We start from the raw sequence: 23291 nt of genomic DNA, 5'->3' as shown, positions 1-23291 counted from the left end.
TTCAAGCGAGTACACCCCCGAAGTTACGCGTAGCTTTCGATCGATGGACATGCGCAAACCAGGTTGCGGTCGCCAAACACATTATCGACCCGGCCAACCGGCGGCCAGTACTTGCCTTCGATCAGCGACGCAACCGGGTACACCGCCTGCTCGCGGCTGTACGGGTGGCTCCACTCGCCCACCAGTTCCGCCGCAGTGTGCGGAGCGTTCTTGAGCGGGTTGTCGTCCTTGTCCAGCGTGCCGTTTTCCACTGCGCGGATTTCTTCGCGAATGGCGATCATGGCATCGCAGAAGCGGTCCAGTTCTTCCTTGGATTCACTTTCGGTCGGCTCGATCATCAAGGTGCCGGCCACCGGGAACGACATGGTCGGCGCATGGAAGCCGAAGTCGATCAGGCGCTTGGCCACGTCATCCACGCTGATGCCGCTGCTGTCTTTCAACGGGCGCAGGTCGAGGATGCATTCATGCGCCACCAGGCCATTGCTGCCGGTGTACAGCACGGGATAGTGCTCTTCCAGGCGACGGGAAATGTAGTTGGCATTCAGGATCGCCAACTGTGAGGCGCGCTTGAGGCCGGCGCCGCCCATCATGCTGATGTACATCCAGGTGATCGGCAGGATGCTCGCGCTGCCGAAAGGCGCTGCGCACACGGCGCCTTCCTTGCGTTCCATGGCCGCATGGCCAGGCAGGAACGGCGTGAGGTGCGACTTGACGCCAATCGGGCCAACGCCCGGGCCGCCACCGCCGTGGGGGATGCAGAAGGTTTTGTGCAGGTTCAGGTGGGACACATCGCCGCCGAACTTGCCCGGCGCGCAGAGGCCGACCATCGCGTTCATGTTGGCGCCGTCGATGTACACCTGGCCGCCGTTGTCGTGAATGATCGCGCAGATGTCGCGGATGCCTTCTTCGAACACGCCGTGGGTGGACGGGTAGGTGATCATCAGCGCGGCGAGGTGCTCGCGGTGTTCGATGGCCTTGGCGCGCAGGTCTTCGATGTCGACGTTGCCACGCGCGTCGCAGGCGGTGACTACCACGCGCATGCCGGCCATGTTGGCAGTCGCAGGGTTGGTGCCGTGGGCCGACGAGGGGATCAGGCAGATGTCGCGACGCGCTTCGCCACGGCTCTGGTGATAGGCGCGGATGGCCAGCAGGCCGGCGTATTCACCCTGGGAGCCAGCGTTCGGCTGCAGGGAGATGGCGTCGTAGCCGGTGGCCGCGCAGAGCATGGCTTCCAGGTCCGAGGTCAGTTGCAAGTAGCCGGCGCTTTGTTCGGCCGGGGCGAACGGGTGCAGGGCGCCGAATTCGGCCCAGGTCACCGGGATCATTTCGCTGGCGGCGTTGAGCTTCATGGTGCACGAGCCCAGCGGGATCATGGTGCGGTCCAGCGCCAGGTCCTTGTCGGCCAGCTTGCGCAGGTAGCGCATCAGCTCGGTTTCCGAGTGGTAGCGGTTGAACACCGGGTGGCTGAGGATCGGCGACTGGCGCAGCAGGGCGCTTGGCAGGGTGCTTTCGGTGGCCGCGAAGGCGGGCAGCGCCTTGCCGTCGGCGAAGATCGCCCACAAGGCTTGGATATCCGCCTGGGTCGTGGTTTCGTCGACCGACAGGCCGACACGTTCAGCGTCTACCACGCGCAGGTTGATGCGCTGGGCACGGGCCTTGTCGTGCAGGGCGGCAGTGTTGGCGCCGGTGTTGAGGGTCAGGGTGTCGAAGAAGTGCTGTTGTTCGACCTTCAGGCCCAGAGCGGTCAGGCCCTTGGCCAGGATCGCGGTCAGCTGGTGAATGCGCTGGGCGATCTGGGTCAGGCCTTTGGGGCCGTGGTACACGGCGTACATGCTGGCGATGTTGGCCAGCAGCACTTGGGCGGTGCAGATGTTGCTGGTGGCTTTCTCGCGACGGATGTGTTGTTCGCGGGTCTGCATGGCCAGGCGCAGGGCCGGCTTGCCGAAGCGGTCTACCGAGACACCGACCAGACGGCCCGGCATGTCGCGCTTGAACGCGTCCTTGGTGGAGAAGTACGCCGCATGCGGGCCGCCAAAGCCCAATGGCACGCCGAAGCGTTGCGCGCTGCCGATGGCCACGTCGGCGCCGAACTCGCCCGGCGGGGTCAGCAAGGTCAAGGCCAGCAAGTCGGCGGCCACGGCGACTAGGGCGTTGGCGGCGTGGAAACGCTCGGTCAGTTCGCGGTAATCAAACACGTCACCATTGCTGGCCGGGTATTGCAGCAGGGCACCGAAGAACGGGCTGACGTCGGTCAGTTCGCGCTCATCGCCCACTACTACGTCGATGCCCAACGGCTCGGCACGGGTGCGCAGCACGTCGAGGGTTTGCGGGTGGCTGTGCACCGAAGCGAAGAACGCGTTGCTGCCCTTGTTCTTGCTCAGGCGCTTGCAGAAGGTCATGGCTTCGGCGGCGGCGGTGGCTTCGTCGAGCAGGGAGGCGTTGGCGATCGGCAGGCCGGTGAGGTCGCTGATCAGGGTCTGGAAATTCAACAGCGCTTCCAGGCGGCCCTGGGAAATCTCTGGTTGGTACGGGGTGTAGGCGGTGTACCAGGCCGGGTTTTCCAGCAGGTTGCGCAGGATCGGCGACGGCGTATGGCAGTTGTAGTAGCCCTGGCCGATGTAGGTCTTGAACAGTTGGTTCTGGCTGGCGATGGCTTTGATTTTGGCCAGGGCCTCGGCTTCGCTCAGGCCGTCTTCCAGGCCGAGCACGCTGGTGCCCTTGATGCTTTCCGGGATCACGCTGGCGCTCAGGGCTTCCAGGGAATCGAAGCCTAAGCTCGCGAGCATCTGCTGCTCATCTTCCTGGCGCGGGCCGATGTGACGGGCGATGAATTCGTTGGCGGTGCTCAAGTTGATCGTCATGGCGCGCTCCTCAGGCTTCGGCGTTGGCTTTGATCAGGCGGTCGTACGCATCCTGATCCAGCAGTTTAGCGACCGCCTCGGCATCAGCCGGTTTAAAGCGGAAGAACCAACCTTCGCCCATCGGGTCTTCGTTGACCAGCTCCGGGCTGCCATCGAGTTTGTCGTTCACTTCCAGTACTTCACCGTCCAACGGCATGTACACGCCACTGGCGGCTTTTACCGACTCCACAGTGGAGGCTTCAGCGCCCTTGGCGTAGGCCTGCAACTCCGGCAGTTGCACGAAAACCACATCACCCAGCGCGTTCTGCGCGAAAGCGGTGATACCCACGGTGACGCTGCCATCGGCTTCGGCGCGCAGCCATTCGTGATCTTCAGTGAAACGCAACTCGCTCATGGAAACTCCTCAGGGCCAGATTCGTCTGGTGGACGGGATTGGAATAATGGGGAGTTGCTTAGCAATATTGCGGCCAATGTTATTAAGTCCTTATAAATCAAGAATTTAATAAATTTTGTCAGGCGGGTGGTGTGTTTGGCTGTAGCGATTTCGCTACAGTCGGGCGCGTGAAAAAAAGCCTATGTGGATCAAAGCCTTGCATGGCGCGCAAAAAGCAGGGTTGTAGCGTTATCGTTCCACTGTAGCGCTTTCAGTACACTGGATGTCGTTCCCAGACCAAAATTTGAAATGCATTCCAAATGTGGGAGGGGGCTTGCTCCCGATGGCAGTGTGTCAGTCAATTGATTTGTAACTGAACCACCGCTATCGGGAGCAAGCCCCCTCCCACATTGGTTTGCATTCCATATATCGAATCAGGGTTTGGTGGGAATGCCGTATTTGCGCAGACGATGTGCGATAGCCGTGTGCGAGGTTTGCAGCCGGTTGGCCAGTTGGCGGGTCGAGGGGTAGCTGGTGTAGAGCTGTTCCAGCAGGCCGCGCTCGAAGTCTTCCACCGCCTGTTCCAGGCTGTCGACTTCGCCATCGCTCTGGCGGGCGACGGAGGTGCCGGCAATGTCCAGGTCGCCGATATCCACCAGGCTGCTTTCGCAGATGGCGGCGGCGCGGAAGATCACGTTCTGCAATTGGCGCACGTTGCCTGGCCAGCGGTTGCCCAACAGCGCCGGATAGGTACCCGGCGCCAGGCGGCACACCGGGCGCTGGATCTGTGCGCACGCTTGCTGCATGAAATAGCGGGCCAGCAGCAGGATGTCCTGGCCGCGCTCGCGCAACGGCGGCACCTCAACGTTGAGTACGTTGAGGCGGTAGAACAGGTCTTCGCGAAAGGTGCCTTCGCTGACCATCTTTTCCAGGTCGCGGTGGGTGGCGCTGAGGATGCGCACATTGACCTTCACTTCGCGGTCGCCGCCCACCCGGCGAAAGCTGCCGTCATTCAAAAAGCGCAGCAACTTGGCCTGCAGGTACGGCGACATTTCGCCGATCTCGTCGAGAAATACCGTGCCTTGGTTGGCCAGCTCCATCAGCCCCGGCTTGCCACCCCGTTGTGCGCCGGTAAAGGCCCCGGGGGCGTAGCCGAACAATTCACTTTCGGCGAGATTTTCCGGCAGCGCGGCACAGTTCAAGGCCAGAAAGGGTGCACTGTGACGCGCGCTGATCGCATGACAGGCGCGTGCCACCAACTCTTTGCCGGTGCCAGTTTCACCCTGGATCAACAGCGGCGCATCCAGTGCGGCCACGCGTTGCGCACGCGCCTTGAGGGTGCGGATCGCCGGTGATTCGCCCAATAGCGCATCAAAACCTTCGGCATGGTCGTGGTGCAGCGCCGAGAGTTGTTCACCGATGCGGTTCGGCTGGTAAAGCGTGAGCAGGGCGCCGGCATCGGTGATCGGCGTGGCGTCCAGCAACAAGGTCTGGCCGTTCACGCTGATCTCGCGCAATGGCAGGCGAAAGCCGTGCTCCAGCAAGGTGTCGAGCAGCCCTGGATCGTTGAACAGCTCGGCGATGCTTTCCCCGGCCGGTTCGCGCCCGTAAAGCGCGATCAGCGCCGGGTTGGCCAGCAGGATCTTGCCCGCGCTGTCCAAGGCCAGCACCGGGTCGGTCATGGCCGCCAACAGTGCGTCGAGTTGCAGGTGGCGGCGTTGGCCGGGGAGGATGTCGACCACGGTCACCGCCTGCACGCCCTGCACGCTGAACAACGCATCGCGCAGTTCCTCAAGCACCTCGGCGCTCAAGGTCGGCGCGTCGATATAGACGTTGGGCGGCACCATCTCCACCGCATCCAGATTGAGATTGCGCCCACCGAGCAAGGCCAGGACTTCCTGGGTGATGCCGACGCGGTCGATGAAGCTGACGTGGATACGCATGGGGCGATTGGCAATTCTGGAGAGCAGAGGCGGCAAGTATGCCTGACAGGTGATGGAGATCAAAAATGTGGGAGGGGGCTTGCTCCCGATGGCGGTGGATCAGCTGATAAATCTTTGGCTGACACACCGCTATCGGGAGCAAGCCCCCTCCCACATTTTTGAACAGTGTTGTGTCAGTGCACCCTGACTATGCCAAGTGCTCAGGCTTGATCGGGTCGCCCGATTTCACATCCAGCTGATGCCGCACATCTTCGAACATCAAGTCGTACTGCTTGTGCATCGAGCCATTCAACACGGCCGTTTTCGGCATACCGTATTTCTGCGCGATATTCATCGCATGCCGCGCAAAGTCGAAGGCCTGGTCCTTGGGCAGGAAAAACTCCTCCTTGAGGTCCTTGCCCTGCACCGAACCGTGCAGTTTGAACAACATGCCCTTGCCTTCCTTGGGGTCCTGGCTGACCTCATAGTCGATGCACAGGTTGTAGCTGTAGTCATCTTTGTTCAGCGCGTGACGTTCGACGTGCAAGTGTCCCGGTTCAAAGGTAGCCATAGGCAAATCTCCTCTACTTCACAGATAGCTGATGCCAGGGGTTGCCGTGCTGATGCGGGTGCCGGCGCTGCCCTGGACGATGGCTTCGATGTCCGAGAGTGAACCGATCACCGCGGTTTTGCCAGTCTGGCGGGCGAACTCGCAGGCCGCTTGCACCTTGGGGCCCATGGAACCGGCGGCGAAGCCGAGTTGTTCCATGGCGTCGGGGTGAGCCTGGCCGATGGCCTTCTGGGTGGGCTTGCCGAAGTCAATGAACGCCGCGTTGACGTCGGTGGCAATCACCAGCAAATCGGCGTCCAGTTGCGCGGCCAGCAGCGATGAGCAGAGGTCTTTGTCGATCACCGCTTCAATGCCTTTGAGCTTGCCGTCTTCGCCATACATCGTGGGAATACCACCGCCGCCAGCGCAGATCACAATGGCTTTTTTCTCGAGCAGCCATTTGATCGGGCTGATTTCGAAGATGCGTTTCGGGCGCGGACTGGCGACCACGCGGCGGTATTTGTCGCCGTCGGGGGCGATGGCCCAGCCTTTTTCGGCGGCAAGTTTTTCCGCTTCGGCCTTGGCGTACACCGGGCCGATCGGCTTGGTCGGGTTCTGGAACGCGGGGTCGTTGGCGTCGACTTCCACTTGCGTGAGCAGGGTGGCGAAGGGCACTTCGAAGTCCAGCAGATTGCCCAGTTCCTGTTCGATGATGTAGCCGATCATGCCTTCGGTCTCGGCCCCGAGTACGTCCAGCGGGTACGGCGAAACGCTGGTGTAGGCCGCGGCCTGCAACGACAGCAGGCCGACCTGCGGGCCGTTGCCGTGGGCGATCACCAGCTCGTTGCCGGGGTGGATCTTGGCAATCTGTTCGGTGGCGATACGGATATTGGCGCGTTGGTTGTCTGCGGTCATGGGTTCACCACGGCGCAGGAGGGCGTTGCCGCCCAGGGCTACGACGATGCGCATAGAAAATGTCCTTCTGAAATGATCGTTCCCACGCTCTGCGTGGGAATGCAGCCAGTGGCGCTCTGCGCCACAAAAGCGGACGCAGAGCGTCCAGTGAGGCATTCCCACGCAGAGCGTGGGAACGATCAGTTAGATATCCGCCAACGCCGACACCAGGATCGCCTTGATCGTATGCATGCGGTTTTCCGCCTGCTCGAAGGCAATGTTGGCCGGCGATTCAAAGACTTCCTCGGTGACTTCCACGCCACCGGCCAGGTGCGGATAGCGCGCGGCGATGTCTTTGCCGACCTTGGTTTCGCTGTTATGGAACGCCGGCAGGCAGTGCATGAACTTCACGCGCGGGTTGCCCGAGGCTTTCATCATCTTGGCGTTGACCTGGTACGGCAGCAGTTGCTCGATACGCTCGTCCCACGCTTCTACCGGTTCGCCCATCGACACCCAGATATCGGTGTGAATGAAATCCACGCCCTTGACCGCCTCGGCCGGGTCTTCGGTGATGGTGACGCGTGCGCCGCTTTCTTGTGCGAACGCCTGGCACTGCTTGATGAAGTCGTCGTGGGGCCACAGGGCTTTCGGCGCGCCGATGCGCACGTCCATGCCGAGCTTGGCGCCGATCATCAGCAGCGAGTTGCCCATGTTGTAGCGCGCATCGCCGAGGTAGGCGTAGCTGATGTCATGCAGCGGCTTGTCGCTGTGTTCGCGCATGGTCAGGGTGTCGGCGATCATCTGCGTCGGGTGGAATTCGGCGGTGAGGCCGTTGAACACCGGCACGCCGGCGAACTTGGCCAGCTCTTCGACGATTTCCTGCTCAAAGCCCCGGTACTCGATGGCGTCGAACATGCGCCCAAGCACGCGGGCGGTGTCTTTCATGCTTTCCTTGTGGCCGATCTGCGACGACACCGGGTCGATGTAGGTGACGTGCGCGCCCTGGTCGTGGGCCGCCACTTCGAACGCGCAGCGGGTGCGGGTCGAGGTCTTTTCGAAGATCAGCGCGATGTTCTTGCCTTTGAGGTGCGGACGCTCGGTGCCGGTGTATTTGGCGCGCTTGAGGTCACGGGACAGGTCCAGCAGGTAATGCAGCTCGCGGGTGGTGTGGTGCATCAGCGACAGCAGGCTGCGGTTGCGCATATTGAAAGCCATGATGGAGTCTCCTTAATAGTCGATAGGGTCGCGGATGATCGGGCAGGTCATGCAGTGGCCGCCGCCACGGCCCCGGCCGAGTTCACCGGCGCTGATGGTGATGACTTCCACCCCGGCCTTGCGCAGCAGGGTGTTGGTGTAGGTGTTGCGGTCGTAGCCGATCACCACGCCCGGCTCCACGGCCACCACGTTGTTGCCGTCATCCCATTGCTCGCGCTCGGCGGCGAAGCTGTTGCCGCCGGTCTCGACCACGCGCAGCGCCTTGAGGTTGAGCGCTGCGGCGACGGTGTCGAGGAAGTTGGTGGTCTCCCGTTGGATATCGATACCGTGGGGTTTGCTGTCGTCAGGGCGCAGGGTGAAGGGCACGATCTGGTTGACCACTTCAGGGAAGATGGTGACCAGGTCGCGGTCGCAGAAACTGAACACCGTGTCCAGGTGCATCGCCGCGCGGGACTTGGGCAGGCCGGCCACGATCACGCGTTCCACGGCGTTGTTCTTGAACAGGTTGCGCGCCAGTTGGCCGATGGCCTGGTGCGATGAGCGCTCGCCCATGCCGATCAAGACCACGCCGTTGCCAATCGGCATCACGTCGCCACCTTCCAGCGTGGCGGCGCCATGGTCCTGGTCGGGGTCGCCGTACCAGATCTGGAAGTCGGCGTTGGTGAATTCGGGGTGGAATTTGTAGATGGCGCTGGTCAGCAGGGTTTCCTGGCGTCGCGCCGGCCAGTACATCGGGTTGAGCGTCACGCCGCCGTAGATCCAGCAGGTGGTGTCCCGGGTGAACTGGGTATTGGGCAACGGCGGCAGGATGAAACTGGCGTGGCCGAGGAAGTCGCGGAACATCTCGATGGTCCGGCCGCCGAAGCTGCTCGGCAAGTCATCGGCCGACACGCCGCCGATCAGGAACTCGGTGATCTTGCGTGGCTCCAGGCTGCGCAGCCAGGAACCGACTTCGTCAACCAGGCCCAGGCCGACGGTATTGGCGGTGATCTTGCGCTGCAGAATCCAGTCAAGCGCTTCGGGGATAGCGACGATGTCGGTCAGCAGGTTGTGCATTTCCAGCACATCAATGTCCCGCTCGCGCATCTTGGTCACGAAGTCGAAATGGTCGCGCTTGGCTTGGGCGACCCACAGCACGTCATCGAACAGCAGTTCGTCGCAGTTGTTGGGGGTCAGCCGCTGGTGGGCCAAGCCTGGGGAGCACACCATGACTTTGCGCAATTTGCCGGCTTCGGAATGAACGCCGTACTTCACTTTTTCCGTGGTCATTTCAGATCCTCCAGTGGACATGCAATTACAGCGTCAGGAAGCCGTCATAGAGGCCATAGGCAGCCACCAGGGCGCCAACGATCACTGCGGCGAAAATCAGCTTCTCGACGGTGGTGAATATCGGTTTGCCCAGTTCACGCTTGGCCTTGGCGAACAGGATCGCGCCGGGGGCGTAGAGCAGGGCGGACAGCAGCAGGTATTTGGTGCCGCCGGCGTAGAGCAGCCAGATCGCGTAGATCAGGGCGACGGCGCCGATGAACAGGTCTTTCTTGCGCTCTTTGAGGGCGTTTTCGTAAGTCTCGCCGCGCACCGCCAGCAACAGCGCATACGCCGCCGACCACAGGTACGGCACCAGGATCATCGAGGTGGCAAGGTAGATCAGCGACAGGTAGGTGCTGGCGGAAAACAGCGTGATCACCAGGAACACTTGCACCATTGCGTTGGTCAGCCACAGGGCGTTGACCGGCACGTGGTTGGCGTTTTCCTTGCGCAGGAAGGCCGGCATGGTGTGGTCCTTGGCGGCGGCGAACATGATCTCCGCGCACAGCAACACCCACGACAGCAGTGCCCCCAGCAGCGAAATGATCAAGCCGACACTGATCAACACCGCGCCCCAGTGGCCCACCACATGCTCCAGCACGGCGGCCATCGATGGGTTCTGCAGCTTGGCCAGTTCCGGCTGGGTCATGATCCCCAGGGACAGCACGTTCACCAGCATCAAAAACAGCAGCACGGTGATAAAGCCAATCACCGTGGCCTTGCCCACATCGGAGCGTTTCTCCGCCCGGGACGAGAAGATGCTCGCGCCTTCGATACCGATGAACACCCACACGGTGACCAGCATCATGTTGCGCACCTGGTTCATCACGCTGCCCAGGTCCGGATTTTTCACGCCCCAGATGTCAGCGGTGAAGATGTCCAGCTTGAACGCGAACAGCGCGATCAATACGAACAGCACCAGTGGCACCACTTTGGCGACGGTGGTCACCAGGTTGATGAACGCCGCTTCCTTGATCCCGCGCAGCACCAGAAAATGCACGGCCCACAGCAACAGCGAGGCGCCAATCACGGCGGCCGGGGTGTTGCCCTCGCCGAAGACCGGGAAAAAATAGCCGAGGGTGCTGAACAGCAGCACGAAGTAACCAACGTTGCCCAGCCAGGCACTGATCCAGTAACCCCAGGCCGACGAGAAACCCATGTAGTCACCGAAACCGGCCTTGGCGTAGGCGTAGACACCGCCGTCGAGGTCCGGCTTGCGGTTAGCGAGGGTCTGGAACACGAACGCGAGGGTCAGCATGCCGACAGCGGTAATCACCCAGCCAATCAACACCGCGCCCACATCGGCACTGGCGGCCATGTTTTGCGGCAGTGAGAAGATCCCGCCGCCAATCATCGAGCCCACGACCAGCGCCACCAACGCGCCAAGCCTAAGTTTTCCGGGTGAATCAGACATTGTGTGACTCCAATGCAGGAGAGAGAGATCACAGAATAATTCCGTGGGCTAATCAAACAGCTGACTTAGATCACATCATCTGCACATTTCATTATGAATTAATGACTTGGGGATGAAGGTTCGCGGGCGATGAGAATCCCGAAGAGGCGCTTTGCAGAGCGCTTCCTCCTTCCTGGTTAATCATTTGGTGGTCATGGATGTATGACGCTAGTTCGTATTCGCCAATGTGCAAACTTTTTGAATAAGGTCTGACGACTGGTTTATGCCGCACTTATTTAAATTATAAATACGCCTAAAGTTCCTGTTATTACATGCCCTTATGTTATGAAGGCTATGTTCATTAAACTGAATTAGTTGAGTGCGCAGCTGTCAGCTGAAAAATTTAAATCAAGGAATCGTCATGTCCCACCCTGCACAGAAACTTCGGCTCAGTGCCCTGATCGCCCTGGTGGTGGGTTCGATGATTGGCGGTGGCATCTTCTCACTGCCGCAGAACATGGCTGCACGCGCTGGCGCGGGCGCGGTGTTGATTGGCTGGGGTATCACGGCGGTCGGCATGCTGACCCTGGCCTTCGTGTTCCAGACTTTGGCCAACCGCAAGCCCGAGCTGGACTCTGGCGTGTATGCCTACGCCAAGGCCGGGTTTGGCGACTACATGGGGTTCTCGTCCGCCTGGGGTTACTGGATCAGTGCGTGGATGGGCAACGTTGGTTACTTCGTGCTGCTGTTCAGCACCCTCGGCTACTTTTTTCCGGCGTTCGGCGAGGGCAATACGCCGCTGGCCATCGGCTGTGCGTCGCTGTTGCTGTGGGCTGTGCATTTTCTGGTGATGCGCGGGATCAAGGAAGCGGCGTTCATCAACTTGGTGACCACCGTGGCGAAGATCGTGCCGCTGCTGATGTTTATCGTGATTGCCGCCGTGGCGTTCAAGGCGGATATCTTCAGCCGCGATATCTGGGGCTTGGGCAACCCGCAAATGGGCAGTGTGACGGACCAGGTGCGCCACATGATGCTGGTCACAGTGTTTGTGTTTATCGGCATTGAGGGTGCCAGCGTTTACTCGGCGCGGGCCGAGAAGCGCGCGGACGTGGGCCGGGCCACCGTGATCGGTTTTCTCGGCGTACTCGCGCTGCTGGTGCTGGTGAATGTGCTGTCCCTGGGGATCATGAGCCAGCCGGAACTGGCGCAATTGCAAAACCCGTCCCTGGCCGGGGTGCTGGAGCATATCGTCGGGCGCTGGGGGGCGATATTGATCAGCCTCGGCCTGGCGGTGTCGCTGTTGGGCGCGCTGTTGTCCTGGGCGTTGCTGTGTGCGGAAATCCTCTACGCCACCGCCCAGGACAAGACCATGCCGGCATTCCTGAAGAAGGAAAACGCCAACCAGGTGCCGGTCAACGCCCTGTGGCTGACCAACCTGATGATCCAGGCGTTCCTGGTGATCACGCTGTTTTCCGCCAGCACCTACACCACCCTGATTTACCTGGCTTCGTCGATGATTCTGGTGCCCTACCTGTGGTCGGCGGCCTATGCGGTGCTGTTGAGCGGGCGTGGCGAAACCTACGAAGGCGCCCAGCGTCGGCGAATGAAGGACTTGCTGGTGGGCCTGATTGCCCTGGTTTACGCCGTATGGCTGCTGTATGCGGGCGGCCTGAAATACCTGCTGCTGTCGGCGCTGTTGTATGCGCCCGGGGTGATCCTGTTCGCCCAGGCCAAGCGCGAACAGGGCCAGCCGTTGTTCACCGTTGTGGAAAAAGGCATTTTCGGGTGCGTGGTTGCAGGGGCCGGCTTGGCGGCTTATGGGCTGTATAGCGGGGTGTTGTCGTTGTGAGGACAGGCTGTGCGGGCCTCATCGGGGGCTTGCCCTAATGCCAGTCAGTTAAGGCTTTTTGTAGGAGCGAGCTTGCTCGCGAAAAACTCACAGGCACCGCGTTCATTCAGAAAGCACGCGTTATCGTTGACGTTTTTCGCGAGCAAGCTCGCTCCTACAGACGGCGGTGTACGCTTAACTGACTGGCATTAGGGCTTGCCTCCGATGGCGCTCTTCCCGTCACCACTGAGGCCGGTGCGCCCCCAGTTCGCCAGCGGGCAAATCCCACTGCAGCGGTGCGCCGCTGATACTCAGCGGCGCCAGCAACCGGTGGGCCTGGCCCCAGGCAGTCTGCTCAACCACCAGGCCTTGATCGCGCGTATCTTCGGCCCGCAGCGGCGGTTGCTCCGGCACTTGCCCTGCATCCACCAGCAGTTTCGCCGTGCGTGCCAATGACAAGCGCGCCGACCCACCCCGGCCGCAGGCCAGGCGCTCGGTCAAGGCCCGGATCGCACTGGCGGCCATCAGGTACCCGGTGGCGTGATCCAGCGCCTGCACGGGCAACGGCAGCGGTTTATCCGCGTGCTTCCAGGCCATGCCCGCATCGGCAATGCCGCTGCTCATCTGCACCAGGCTGTCGAAGCCGCGACGGTTACGCCACGGGCCACTCCAGCCATAGGCGTTGAGGCTGACGTCGATAAGGCCCGGCGCGATGCGTTGCAGTGCGTCGACCGAATAGCCCAACTGCTCTAACGCATCGGCGCGGTAACCGTGGAACACCATATCGGCGTCCATGAGCAACGCTTCGAATACCTGGCGGCCTTCGGGGCTTTTCAGATCCAGCCGCGCGCAGCGCTTGCCCAGGGTCATTTCCGGCACCACGCCGGGCTCGTCCCAGGTCGGCGAGTCGATGCGCAGTACATCGGCACCCAAACCCGCGAGAAAACGACTGGCGACGGGGCCGGCCAATACGCGGGTCAAGTCCAGCACCGTGATACCGGCCAGTGGGCGCGCAGGCGAACCGAGCCAGGGTTTATCGATGCCGCTGTCGAAGACCTGGCGCTGTATCAGCTCTTCGGTATTCACGGCCAAGCCCTGTGGATGCTGCTGCCAGGCGTGCCACGAACGCATCTGCGCCGCGCAACCGCCCGCGTCGACAATCGCCTGTTCCAGTTCAGCCGCGTTCCATTTGGCAACGTGACGCGCCATTTGCGTACGCTCAGTGACCCTGCCCAACACCCGTTCGGCCGCCGCGCGGTGATGAGGCGCATTGGTGTGCAAGCGAATCCAGCCGTCGGCGCTGGCGTAGTCACCGGCTATCGGGTCCCACAGCGGGGGCACCTGCCAACCCAGCGGGCGAATCGATGAGGCAAACCAGAATGAGGCGAGGCGACGGTCCACGCTGACGCTTGGCAAGCGCGCGGTCTGTTGCCGGATAAGCTCGGCGACGGCCTGGCCGGCGGCGCCGATGCTGGCGGCGGCCAGGTCAGTCACGGCGAAGGCCGAGGGCAGGGCGCCGGGCTCGTTCAGAGGCAACGGGGTGTGCGGTAGATCGAGTGCCGCTTGGATGGGTGTCAGCAGGTCAGTCATCTAAGGCCCTCCGTGAGAGAAGGGCCACTATAGAAGATCGTCAGGCCGGTGTGACAACCCCCGGCACCAACGGCAGTTCGATACTGGCGACAAAGCCGCCGTCGGCATGATTGGCCAGGATCAGGTTGCCGCCATGGCGTTCGGCGGCGCGACGGGCGATCGCCAGGCCCAGGCCGTGACCTTGCGCTGTCTGGCCCGGGGCGCGGTAGAACGGCTCGCCCAGTTGGCTCAGATGCTCGGCTTCAACGCCGGGACCATGGTCGCGCACGCTGATCAAAATGCGCTCGCCGCGCTGCTGTGCCTGCAGCTCGATGGGCTGGCCGGCCGGGTTGAAACGCTGGGCATTGCGCAGCAGGTTATCCACGGCGCGTTCGATCATGGTCGGCCAGCCTTTGAGGTGCAGGTCGGGTTCAGTGCTCAGTTGCACGGCTTGCTCGGGCGCGCTGAGCTGGGCGTCCTTTTGCAGCGTCTGGAGCAACAGGTTGAGGTCGACCTCTTCGGCGCTGGCGTTGTCGGCATCCACCCGGGCCAGTACCAGGATCTCACTGATCAGGGCTTCCAGACGGTCGCATTCGCGGGTCAGGCGCGGCCACAGTTTTTCCCGTTCTTCGGGGCTGGCGCGCTCGGCCAGGGCCAGGGCGATACGCAAGCGGGCCAGGGGCGAACGCAGTTCGTGGGAAACGTCGCGCAGCAGTTGGCGCTGGCTGGCGATCAGGCTTTGCAGGCGTGCGCCCATGCGGTTGAAATCGGTGGCCAGCACGCCGAATTCATCGCGGCGGTTGGCCAATTGCGCCAGGCTGTTCTGCTGGTACGTGGCTTGGCCCAGGTCATGCACCGCGCCGCGCAGTCGGCTCAGCGGACGGGTGATGGACAATGTCACCAACAGGCTGAACAGGGTCAGCACCACCAAGGCAATGGCCAGGGCGCTGAACGGCCACAGCAGGCTGCTGCGGTGCCAGGCATCGAGTTCCGGGTGCGGAATGCGGTAAATCAGCAGGTAGGTGTCGCCGGTTTTTTCGCTGGTGTACTCGGCGGTCAGGCGCCGCCAGGGCAGGTGGCCGTCCTGGCTGTCATTCTGCCGGGCTTCGAAGGCCGCGGCGCGGCGCGGGAAGGTGCCGCGTACCACCGGCTCGCCGCCTTCGTTCAGCACTTGCACGTCAATGTGATACTGGCGCTTGCGTTGCTGCAGCAACTCCTGGGCGGCGTCTTCGCCTTGGGCTTCGTAGAGTTGCGTCCACTCTTGCGCCAGGTTGTTGAGACCGGGGTGACGGCTGAGAATCCAGGCGTCCTGGTTCAGCATATGCCCAAGCAGGATCGACAATCCGGCAACCAGGGCGATGGCCAGCCAGAAACTCGCCAGGATGCGCCAGAACAATGAACGCACGGGAAACCCTCAAATAGGAAAAGCCCAGTGGCGGGGCCACTGGGCTGGGAGCATTAACGCGAGGGCATTATTGCGCTTTTTGCGGTTGTTGCGCTTTCCAGGCCTGGAATTCTTTCCATTCGGCACGACGCTGCTCTTGCTGCTTGACGATCTCGTCGAACTTCTTCTGCTGGTCGGGTTTGAGCACGGCGCGGATGTCGGCCTGGGTTTTCTGCTTGCCGGCGGCGATCTCGTCCTGCATGACTTTCTGGTCAGCGGCGGGCAGTTTGGCCAGGTACTTTTGGGTCAGGTCTTTGCGAGCGTGCCATTGGTCACCCATCAGCTTGCGGATCTGCTCGCGTTGTTCCTTGCTCAAATCCAACTGGCTGAACGGGCCACCTTTACCACGCGGGCCATGTTCACCATGGCCTGGGCCACCCATCATATGGCCTTCGGGGCCGCCCATCGGGCCTGGACCTTCGGGCATGGCGGCCATGGCGACGGTAGGCAGTGCAGCGGCGAACATCAAAGCGATAAGGGTCTTGCGCATGGGGATTCTCCTGTCTCTATTCCGGTGAGTCCGGATGTGAGTAGATTACCCAGGACAAGGTCAGCGGCCGTCAGCGGAGGGTAAAGGTTTGGTAAGGGTGAGGCGGCGGCCCCGATCGTTCCCACGCTCTGCGTGGGAATGCATCCCGTGATGCTCCGCGTCACCCAAGCGCAAGGCGGACGCAGAGCATCCGGGCGGCGTTCCCACGCGGAGCATGGGAACGATTATTCAAGGGGCGTAGTAGTAACCACGGCTGCGCAGCGCCACGATCCGCGGACGGCCGTCCGGGTGTGGGCCGATCTTCTTGCGCAGGTTGCTGACGTGCATGTCCAGGCTGCGATCGTACAGGGTCAACTTGCGGCCCAGGGCGATTTGCGCCAGTTCCTGTTTATCCAGCGGTTCGCCGGGCTGGCGCAGCAAGGCTTCGAGCAGGCGGCTTTCGGAGACGGTCAGGGTAAATTCCTGTGCGTCGATGCTGACCACGCCGCGCACCGGGCTGAAGCACAAGTCGCCCAGTTCCAGTTGGGTCGACACGGCTGCCGGATGACTGCGGCGCAGCACGGCACGCAAGCGAGCGGTGAGTTCGCGCGGATCGCAAGGCTTGGCCAGGTAATCGTCGGCGCCCAGTTCCAGGCCGAGGATGCGGTCCAGGGGTTCGCCCCGGGCCGAGAGCATCAGCACCGGCAATTCCGGGTGGTCGTTGCGCAGTTGCTTGAGCAACTCCAGGCCGCTGCCGTCGGGCAGCATCACGTCGAGCACCACCGCCGCCGGGGCGGTTTCGGCCAAGGCCTTGCGGGCACTGGAGCCGTCGTGGCAGGCGCGTACCTGGAAACCTTCCTGGCTCAGCCAACTGGTCAGCAGCTCACAGAGCTCCTGGTCATCATCTATCAGTAACAGCTCGCTCATGACTCACTCAATTTAGCCATTGTCGACGACGACGGTGCCCACCGCTGGCAAAGATGCCGCACAGCAAGGCGATCAGGGCGACGCCCGCGCCGGTGACAAACCATTGCTGCTGCTCGGTCAGCCATCGGGTCAAGGCACCGCCTTGTGTCTCTTTGAGTTGCTGGGCCAGGCGTTGGTTCTCCTGGCGCAAACGACTCAGTTGCGCGCTTTCACGGGTAGCCTGCGTGCTTTGCAGTTGCTTGCTCAGCGCTTCGCGTAGCCCTTCGCTTTCTTTCAAGCGTTGCTGCAATTCGGTGATCTGGCTGCCGGCACTCAAGGACAGAGGCGTGGAACTGCCGCTGCTCGAGGACTCTTCAGCGTGGGCCGTCGCCCCGATCGTAAACACTGCCAACAGACACAACTGACGTAAGCGCATCGGAACTCCTGATTCCACACGGATATTCAGAACGTTGTCGGCAGGTTACCGGGAATGATGAGCCAGCGGGTTGGCGCCGAACCGTTTGGGTTCGGCGCCACCGGGGTCACGGCAGGACTTGCTTGAACGGCTTGATCACGACATCAGCGTAGACGCCCGCCGCCACATAAGGATCAGCCTTGGCCCACGCCTGGGCATCGGCCAGGGAAGCGAACTCGGCAACGATCAGGCTGCCAGTGAAACCCGCTTCGCCCGGCTCGTTGCTGTCGGTGGCCGGGTGCGGGCCGGCCAGTACGATGCGGCCTTCGGTTTGCAGCTGCTTGAGGCGCTCGACGTGGGCCGGGCGCACGCTCAGGCGTTTTTCCAGCGAGTTGGCAACATCGGTGGCAATGATGGCGTAGAGCATGTCAGTCCTCGGTTTTCGGCGTGGTGGCGGCAGTGTCATGCAGGTGGCGCGACAGGTAGATACCTTGGCCGACCAGGAACAGCAGGGTCATGGCCAGGCTGCCGAACACCTTGAAGTCGACCCAGTATTCCTGAAAGGTAAAGGCCACGAACAGGTTGGCGGCACCGCAAAAGATGAAAAACACGATCCACGCCACGTTCAGACGCACCCAGATCGGGTCGGGCAGGCTCAGCGCGTGGCCCATGATCCGCTTGATCAGCAGGCGATCACCAATGAAGTGGCTGCCGATGAACACCAGGGCGAACAGCCAGTTGACCACCGGGGCTTTCCATTTGAGGAAGGTTTCGCTGTGGAAGGCCAGGGTCAGGCCGCCGAACACCAGGCAGGCGATGAGGGTCAGCCATTGGCTTTTTTCCAGCTTGCGCTGGGAGATGAAGATGGCGCCGTACACCACGATGGAGCTGATGATCAGCACGGCGGTGGCGCTGTAGATGCCGCCGAACGAGAGTTCGTGACCGGCGATGTCGATGACCCTGGGGTCGAGTTTGGTAACGATGAAAAACAGCAACAGCGGGATGAAGTCGATGAATTGTTTCACAGTAAGAGCCAGAAGCTGGATGTGGCGGCATAATAACAAACATCCTTGGTTGCGATAGCGCCAGCTGACTTGAGGTTACACACTCCCGTGAATGTTGATTTGCACTGCCACAGCACGGCCTCCGACGGCGCCCTGGCGCCTGCGGTACTGGTTGCGCGTGCGTTTGAAAAAGGCGTGCGAGTCCTCGCGTTGACCGACCACGACACCCTCGAAGGCCTCGATGAGGCCCGCGCGGCGGCCCAGGCCTTGGGCATGCAGCTGGTCAACGGCGTGGAATTGTCCTGTACCTGGGGCGGCGCCACCATTCATGTGCTCGGCTACGGTTTCGAGCAAAACGCCCCGGCCCTGGTGGCGGCCATCGCCCGATTGCACGATGGCCGCTGGCTGCGGTCCGAAGAAATAAGCCGCAAGCTCAGCCTCAAAGGCATGCCTGGCGCCCTCGACGGCGCTCGGGCTATCCAGCAGGCGTTGGGCGACAGCGGTAATGCACCGGCCCGTCCGCACTTCGCCGACTGGATGGTGCAGGCAGGTTTCGTCAAGGACCGCGCCGAAGCCTTCCGTAAATGGTTGGGCGCGGGCAAGTTGGGCGATGTGAAGCAACATTGGCCGACCCTGGAGGACACCGTCGAGACCCTGCGGGCCGCCGGGGCCTGGGTCAGCCTGGCGCATCCCTGGCATTACGATTTCACCCGCAGCAAGCGCCGCAAGCTGATCAGTGACTATATGGGAGCGGGCGGCCACGCGATCGAAGTGGTCAACGGACATCAACCCGCCGAGCAGGTCGGCAGCCTGGCGATCCTTGCCCGCGAATTTGGTCTGCTGGTCAGTGCCGGCAGTGATTTTCATGGCCCAGGCGGCTGGTCCGAGATCGGCGAGTATCGCCAGGTTCCGCAAGACCTGCCGCTGTTGTGGGGGCGATTCAAGCATGACCCCATTATTGCCACCGTCTGAACAGGTAGAGCTCGTGAGTCAATTCTTCCAGATTCATCCGGAAAACCCCCAGGCGCGCCTGATCAAACAGGCCGTGGAAATCATTCGCGCCGGCGGCGTGGTGATCTATCCAACTGATTCGTCCTACGCCATCGGTTGCCAGATCGGCGACAAGGGTGCGGTCGAGCGCGTAAGACGTCTGCGCCAACTGGATGACAAGCACAACTTTGCGCTGATCTGCAGCGACTTGTCCCAGCTCGGGCTGTTCGCCAAGGTCGACACCGGCACCTTCCGCTTGCTCAAGGCCCATACGCCAGGGCCGTACACCTTCATTCTCAACGCCACCCGCGAAGTGCCGCGCCTGTTGCTGCACCCGAAAAAACGCACCATCGGCCTGCGCGTGCCGGAGCACCCGATCGCCCTGGCGCTGCTGGCCGAACTGGGCGAGCCGCTGATGAGCGTGTCGCTGATCCTGCCCGGCGAAACCGAGCCGCTGTATGACCCTTACGAAATGCGCCGCCTGTTGGAGAAACATGTCGACTTGATCATCGACGGTGGCTACGGCGGCAACAAAGCCTCCACCGTGATCAACCTGGCCGATGGCGAGCCGCAAGTGGTGCGTGTAGGGTGCGGCGACCCGACGCCGTTCATGGTCGAGGCCTGAATGTCGGTCGTGGAAACCGTCGATTCCCAGGCGGGGGCCCAGCAGGAACTGCCCTTCGCGATGGTCTATGGCCAGGCGGTCCTGGAAATGCCCCTGGACCTGTACATCCCGCCGGACGCCCTGGAAGTCTTCCTTGAAGCCTTCGAAGGCCCGCTGGACCTGCTGCTGTACCTGATCCGCAAACAGAACATCAACATCCTCGATATTCCCGTGGCGGAAATCACCCGGCAGTACATGGGCTATGTCGAATTGATGCAGTCGGTGCGCCTGGAGCTGGCCGCCGAGTATCTGGTGATGGCCGCCATGCTCGCCGAGATCAAGTCGCGCATGCTGCTGCCGCGCGCGGAGACGGTCGAGGCCGAAGAAGATGACCCGCGCGCCGAACTGATCCGGCGCCTGCAGGAATACGAGCGCTTCAAGGCGGCCGCCGAAGGGATCGACGGTTTGAGCCGCGTAGGGCGCGATGTGGTGGTGCCCAAGCTGGATGCCCCGGAAGCCCGCGCGCGCAAACTGTTGCCCGATGTGAGCCTGGAAGAATTGCTGATGTCCATGGCCGAGGTGCTGCGCCGTGGCGATATGTTCGAAAGCCACCAGGTCAGCCGCGAAGCCCTGTCCACCCGCGAGCGCATGAGTGATGTGCTGGAGCGTCTCAAGGGCGGCGGGTTTGTGCCGTTTGTCGAGCTGTTCACCGCAGAGGAAGGGCGCCTGGGCGTGGTGGTGACCTTCATGGCGATCCTGGAGCTGGTCAAGGAGTCCTTGGTCGAGCTGGTCCAGAATGAGCCGTTTGCGGCTATCCATGTGCGGGCGCGAGCCGAATAACGAGCTGAATCGATGAATCTGACTGAACCCCGCGAACTGGCACCCTTGCTGGAAGCCTTTCTCCTGGCCTCGGGCAAGCCGCAATCCTTGGAGCGCCTGTTCGAACTCTTTGAAGAGGCCGAACGTCCCGAACCGCCGGTGTTCAAGAAGGCGCTGGAAATCCTGCGCAAGTCCTGTGACGGTCGCGCCTTTGAATTGCGTGAAGTGGCGTCGGGTTATCGCCTGCAGATCCGCGAGAAATTTTCCCCTTGGGTGGGGCGCTTGTGGGAAGAACGCCCGCAGCGTTATTCACGGGCGATGCTGGAGACCATGGCGTTGATCGCCTATCGCCAGCCGATCACTCGGGGCGAGATCGAAGATGTGCGGGGCGTGGCGGTCAACAGCCATATCGTCAAGACGTTGCTGGAGCGCGAGTGGATCCGCATCGTTGGCTACCGTGACGTGCCGGGCAAACCGGCGATGTTCGCCACCACCAAGGTGTTCCTCGACCACTTCAACCTGAAGAACCTCGACGACCTGCCACCGCTGGCCGAACTGCGCGAGATGGAAGCCGAACCGGTGCTAGACTTCGACGACGCGCCGGTGCCGGCCAGCTTGCAGGAACTGGCCGACGCCAGCGCCGAGCCGGAAGAGCCGAAAGACGAAACCAGTTTCCATACGTTGCTGTTGGAACTGGACGACATGGAGCAGGGCATCAAGACCGATTTTGATGATGTGCTGCGCGATGGTGCCGTTGAGGCTGAGATTCAGGTGAACGTTGAACCGCAGCCTGACGTCGAAGCTGACATCCTTGGCGTTGCCGATGCCCGGGAAAAACTGCTGGCCGCCGTCGCCGCCCTCGAACAGCCGCCGTTGAGCGATGAGGAAGACGAAGCCCGGGCGCTGGCCGAAGCCATAGAAGCCGAACGCCGCCAATTCGAAGACTGACGCAATGATCGTTCCCGCGCTCCGCGTGGGAATGTCGCCTTGGACGCTCCGCGTCCGCTGTGACGCGGAGCGTCACGGGATGCATTACCACGCGAAGCGTGGGAACGAGAGCCCTAGCGATGACTTCCACCAAAAACCCCTGCATCAGCATCTGCAAGTTCAATGACGACATCTGCGTCGGCTGTGGCCGCAGCAAGCGCGAAATCCGTGCCTGGAAGAAACTCGACAAAGTCGACAAGCGCACGGTGCTGGCCGAAGCCGAGCTGCGCCTGCTGGCCCTGGGTGCCACCGGCCGGCGGAAAAGCAAATGATTGTGCCTGGATCGGCTAGTCTCTGATGCGCAACGCGCAGCATGCGCGTATGATTCGCGACCCTTTGCCGAGCTATTCGGCCAAAGCCCCGCTTTCAACACTCTTCAGGCCACGCCTGAATCGACCCACCGGGAGGTGCTTAAGATGAACGACAAAGACCAGAACGACAGCCAGGAAATCGGCCCAGCAGGCGAAAAACTGCAAAAGGTGCTGGCGCGTATCGGCGTGGGCTCGCGCCGCGACGTCGAAGCCTGGATCACCCAGAAGCGCATCAAGGTCAACGGCGTCGAGGCTACCCTTGGCCAGCGCGTCGACCTGCACGATGCAATCACCATCGATGGCAAGGTCATCAAGCGTGAAGAGGCGGCCGAATCGGTACGCCGCGTGATCATGTACAACAAGCCCGATGGCGAGATCTGCACCCGTGACGACCCGGAAGGCCGTCCGACCGTGTTCGACAAGATGCCCAAGCCCAAAGAGGGCCGCTGGATCAACATCGGTCGCCTCGACATCAACACCACGGGCCTGCTGATGTTCACCACCGACGGTGAGTTGGCCAACCGCCTGATGCACCCGTCCTACGAGATGGACCGTGAATACGCCGTGCGTGTACGCGGTGAAGTCGATGACGAGATGATCGAACGCCTCAAGGCCGGCGTGGTGCTGGAAGACGGCCCGGCCAAGTTCACCGACATCAAGCAGGCGCCAGGTGGCGAAGGGTTCAACCACTGGTACCACTGCGTGGTGATGGAAGGCCGTAACCGCGAAGTGCGTCGCCTGTGGGAATCCCAGGGCCTGGTGGTCAGCCGCCTGAAGCGCGTGCGTTTCGGCCCGGTGTTCCTGAACTCCGACCTGCCGATGGGCCGCTGGCGCGAAATGAGCCAGTACGAAGTCGACATCCTCAGTGCCGAAGTTGGCCTGACGCCGGTGGCCATGCCGCAGATGAACGCCAAGAGCAAAGACAAGCTTGAGCGTATGCAGCGTAAGTCGTCGCGCCCGGTGGCCCGTACCGAACGTGTTGCGCGCACCGTGCGCCCGGCGTTGAACGCTCCGGCCACTGGTGGTCGCATCTCGCGTGAGCCGCAGATCGAAGGTGAGCGTCGTCCAACCGCGCCATCGCGTCAGGAAGGTGACCGCGCGCCACGTACGCCGCGCCCAGCGCCGACGGGTGGCCGCAGCAACCGTGGTGAAGCGGAGCGCCCCGCTGACAACGCCAGCACCAAGCGTCCAGCCAAGCCTGCGGCTAACAAGCGCCCTGGCCCGAAACTGGTAGCGGACGAGCCGTCGGGCAAGCGCCGTGGCGCGCCGGCCGGTTCCGGTCAGCGTCCTGGGTTTGGTCGCAAGAAGCCGCAGTGATGTCTTAAGCGCTGCACAAAAAAACGCCAACCTTCGGGTTGGCGTTTTTTTTTGATTCAAATTTGAAATGCGCTCAATTGTGGGAGGGGGCTTGCTCCCGATAGCGGTGTAT

At 62.0% G+C, this 23291-nt stretch carries 22 protein-coding genes; 7 read left to right on the top strand and 15 right to left on the bottom strand.

The genetic code is table 11. The features are described 5' to 3' along the window. Positions 1 to 23: 23 nt before the first annotated feature. The 8 genes from gcvP to arcD (C4J87_RS19985) form a co-directional block, all read right to left on the bottom strand. Complete coding sequence (gcvP, locus tag C4J87_RS20020; RefSeq protein WP_124368151.1) at positions 24 to 2861, bottom strand: aminomethyl-transferring glycine dehydrogenase; 2838 nt, start codon at positions 2859 to 2861, stop codon at positions 24 to 26. 10 nt (positions 2862 to 2871) lie between these two features. Next, positions 2872 to 3255, bottom strand: a complete 384-nt coding sequence (gcvH, locus tag C4J87_RS20015) for a glycine cleavage system protein GcvH (RefSeq protein ID WP_057007158.1) — start codon at positions 3253 to 3255, stop codon at positions 2872 to 2874. Between the two features lie 413 nt (positions 3256 to 3668). Next, positions 3669 to 5177, bottom strand: coding sequence for a sigma-54-dependent transcriptional regulator (locus C4J87_RS20010; RefSeq protein ID WP_124368150.1), 1509 nt, complete (start codon positions 5175 to 5177; stop codon positions 3669 to 3671). Between the two features lie 187 nt (positions 5178 to 5364). Beyond that, positions 5365 to 5727 (bottom strand): DUF5064 family protein, encoded by a 363-nt coding sequence (locus tag C4J87_RS20005; protein ID WP_124368149.1) that lies wholly within the window; start codon positions 5725 to 5727, stop codon positions 5365 to 5367. Positions 5728 to 5745: 18 nt separating this feature from the next. Continuing rightward, positions 5746 to 6675, bottom strand: a complete 930-nt coding sequence (arcC, locus tag C4J87_RS20000) for a carbamate kinase (protein ID WP_124368148.1) — start codon at positions 6673 to 6675, stop codon at positions 5746 to 5748. 129 nt (positions 6676 to 6804) lie between these two features. After that, a complete protein-coding gene (locus C4J87_RS19995; RefSeq protein ID WP_124368147.1) occupies positions 6805 to 7815 on the bottom strand; it encodes an ornithine carbamoyltransferase in 1011 nt (336 codons plus the stop codon). Between the two features lie 12 nt (positions 7816 to 7827). Beyond that, positions 7828 to 9084: an arginine deiminase gene (gene arcA / locus C4J87_RS19990; protein WP_124368146.1), complete on the bottom strand. Its 1257-nt coding sequence runs from the start codon at positions 9082 to 9084 to the stop codon at positions 7828 to 7830. 25 nt (positions 9085 to 9109) lie between these two features. Next, entirely contained in the window at positions 9110 to 10537 is a 1428-nt protein-coding gene (gene arcD / locus C4J87_RS19985) for an arginine-ornithine antiporter (protein WP_124368145.1), read from the bottom strand. A gap of 400 nt (positions 10538 to 10937) precedes the next feature. Here arcD (C4J87_RS19985) and arcD (C4J87_RS19980) point away from each other — a divergent pair, with 400 nt between their 5' ends. Then, positions 10938 to 12365 (top strand): arginine-ornithine antiporter, encoded by a 1428-nt coding sequence (arcD, locus tag C4J87_RS19980; RefSeq protein ID WP_124368144.1) that lies wholly within the window; start codon positions 10938 to 10940, stop codon positions 12363 to 12365. A 219-nt stretch (positions 12366 to 12584) separates the two neighbouring features. Here arcD (C4J87_RS19980) and C4J87_RS19970 read toward each other — a convergent pair whose 3' ends face one another. The 7 genes from C4J87_RS19970 to C4J87_RS19940 all read right to left on the bottom strand — a co-directional run bounded on the left by C4J87_RS19970 (position 12585) and on the right by C4J87_RS19940 (position 18172). Then, the gene (locus C4J87_RS19970; protein ID WP_124368142.1) at positions 12585 to 13934 is read right to left on the bottom strand and encodes a CoA transferase; all 1350 of its coding nucleotides are present in this window, start codon (positions 13932 to 13934) and stop codon (positions 12585 to 12587) included. Positions 13935 to 13974: 40 nt separating this feature from the next. Further along, positions 13975 to 15318 (bottom strand): HAMP domain-containing sensor histidine kinase, encoded by a 1344-nt coding sequence (locus C4J87_RS19965; RefSeq protein WP_124368141.1) that lies wholly within the window; start codon positions 15316 to 15318, stop codon positions 13975 to 13977. A 67-nt stretch (positions 15319 to 15385) separates the two neighbouring features. Next, positions 15386 to 15847, bottom strand: a complete 462-nt coding sequence (locus tag C4J87_RS19960) for an LTXXQ domain protein (protein ID WP_124368140.1) — start codon at positions 15845 to 15847, stop codon at positions 15386 to 15388. 228 nt (positions 15848 to 16075) lie between these two features. Next, positions 16076 to 16753: a response regulator transcription factor gene (locus tag C4J87_RS19955; RefSeq protein ID WP_124364152.1), complete on the bottom strand. Its 678-nt coding sequence runs from the start codon at positions 16751 to 16753 to the stop codon at positions 16076 to 16078. Between the two features lie 7 nt (positions 16754 to 16760). Beyond that, a complete protein-coding gene (locus C4J87_RS19950) occupies positions 16761 to 17168 on the bottom strand; it encodes a translation initiation factor 2 (protein WP_124368139.1) in 408 nt (135 codons plus the stop codon). A 106-nt stretch (positions 17169 to 17274) separates the two neighbouring features. Beyond that, positions 17275 to 17574: a YciI family protein gene (locus C4J87_RS19945; RefSeq protein WP_124364150.1), complete on the bottom strand. Its 300-nt coding sequence runs from the start codon at positions 17572 to 17574 to the stop codon at positions 17275 to 17277. A gap of 1 nt (position 17575) precedes the next feature. Next, positions 17576 to 18172 (bottom strand): septation protein A, encoded by a 597-nt coding sequence (locus C4J87_RS19940; RefSeq protein ID WP_124364149.1) that lies wholly within the window; start codon positions 18170 to 18172, stop codon positions 17576 to 17578. 87 nt (positions 18173 to 18259) lie between these two features. On the opposite strand from C4J87_RS19940, the gene C4J87_RS19935 reads away from it, so the two are divergent. From C4J87_RS19935 to rluB, 6 genes are all read left to right on the top strand, one after another. Further along, complete coding sequence (locus C4J87_RS19935) at positions 18260 to 19123, top strand: PHP domain-containing protein (protein ID WP_124368138.1); 864 nt, start codon at positions 18260 to 18262, stop codon at positions 19121 to 19123. A 13-nt stretch (positions 19124 to 19136) separates the two neighbouring features. Then, positions 19137 to 19766 (top strand): L-threonylcarbamoyladenylate synthase, encoded by a 630-nt coding sequence (locus C4J87_RS19930; RefSeq protein WP_124364147.1) that lies wholly within the window; start codon positions 19137 to 19139, stop codon positions 19764 to 19766. A gap of 120 nt (positions 19767 to 19886) precedes the next feature. Beyond that, complete coding sequence (locus C4J87_RS19925) at positions 19887 to 20585, top strand: ScpA family protein (protein WP_177412781.1); 699 nt, start codon at positions 19887 to 19889, stop codon at positions 20583 to 20585. Between the two features lie 12 nt (positions 20586 to 20597). Next, a complete protein-coding gene (gene scpB, locus C4J87_RS19920) occupies positions 20598 to 21512 on the top strand; it encodes an SMC-Scp complex subunit ScpB (RefSeq protein WP_124368137.1) in 915 nt (304 codons plus the stop codon). Positions 21513 to 21631: 119 nt separating this feature from the next. Then, positions 21632 to 21823, top strand: coding sequence for a DUF1289 domain-containing protein (locus C4J87_RS19915; RefSeq protein ID WP_124368136.1), 192 nt, complete (start codon positions 21632 to 21634; stop codon positions 21821 to 21823). Between the two features lie 144 nt (positions 21824 to 21967). Continuing rightward, positions 21968 to 23179 carry a 23S rRNA pseudouridine(2605) synthase RluB gene (gene rluB / locus C4J87_RS19910; protein ID WP_124368135.1) on the top strand — a complete coding sequence of 404 codons (1212 nt, stop codon included), beginning with the start codon at positions 21968 to 21970 and terminating at the stop codon, positions 23177 to 23179. Positions 23180 to 23291: the final 112 nt, after the last annotated feature.

This window comes from Pseudomonas sp. R1-43-08 (assembly GCF_003852255.1).
GTDB lineage: Bacteria > Pseudomonadota > Gammaproteobacteria > Pseudomonadales > Pseudomonadaceae > Aquipseudomonas.
Note: the sequence above shows the minus strand (reverse complement) of the source record. Positions and strands in the feature narration are given on the sequence as shown.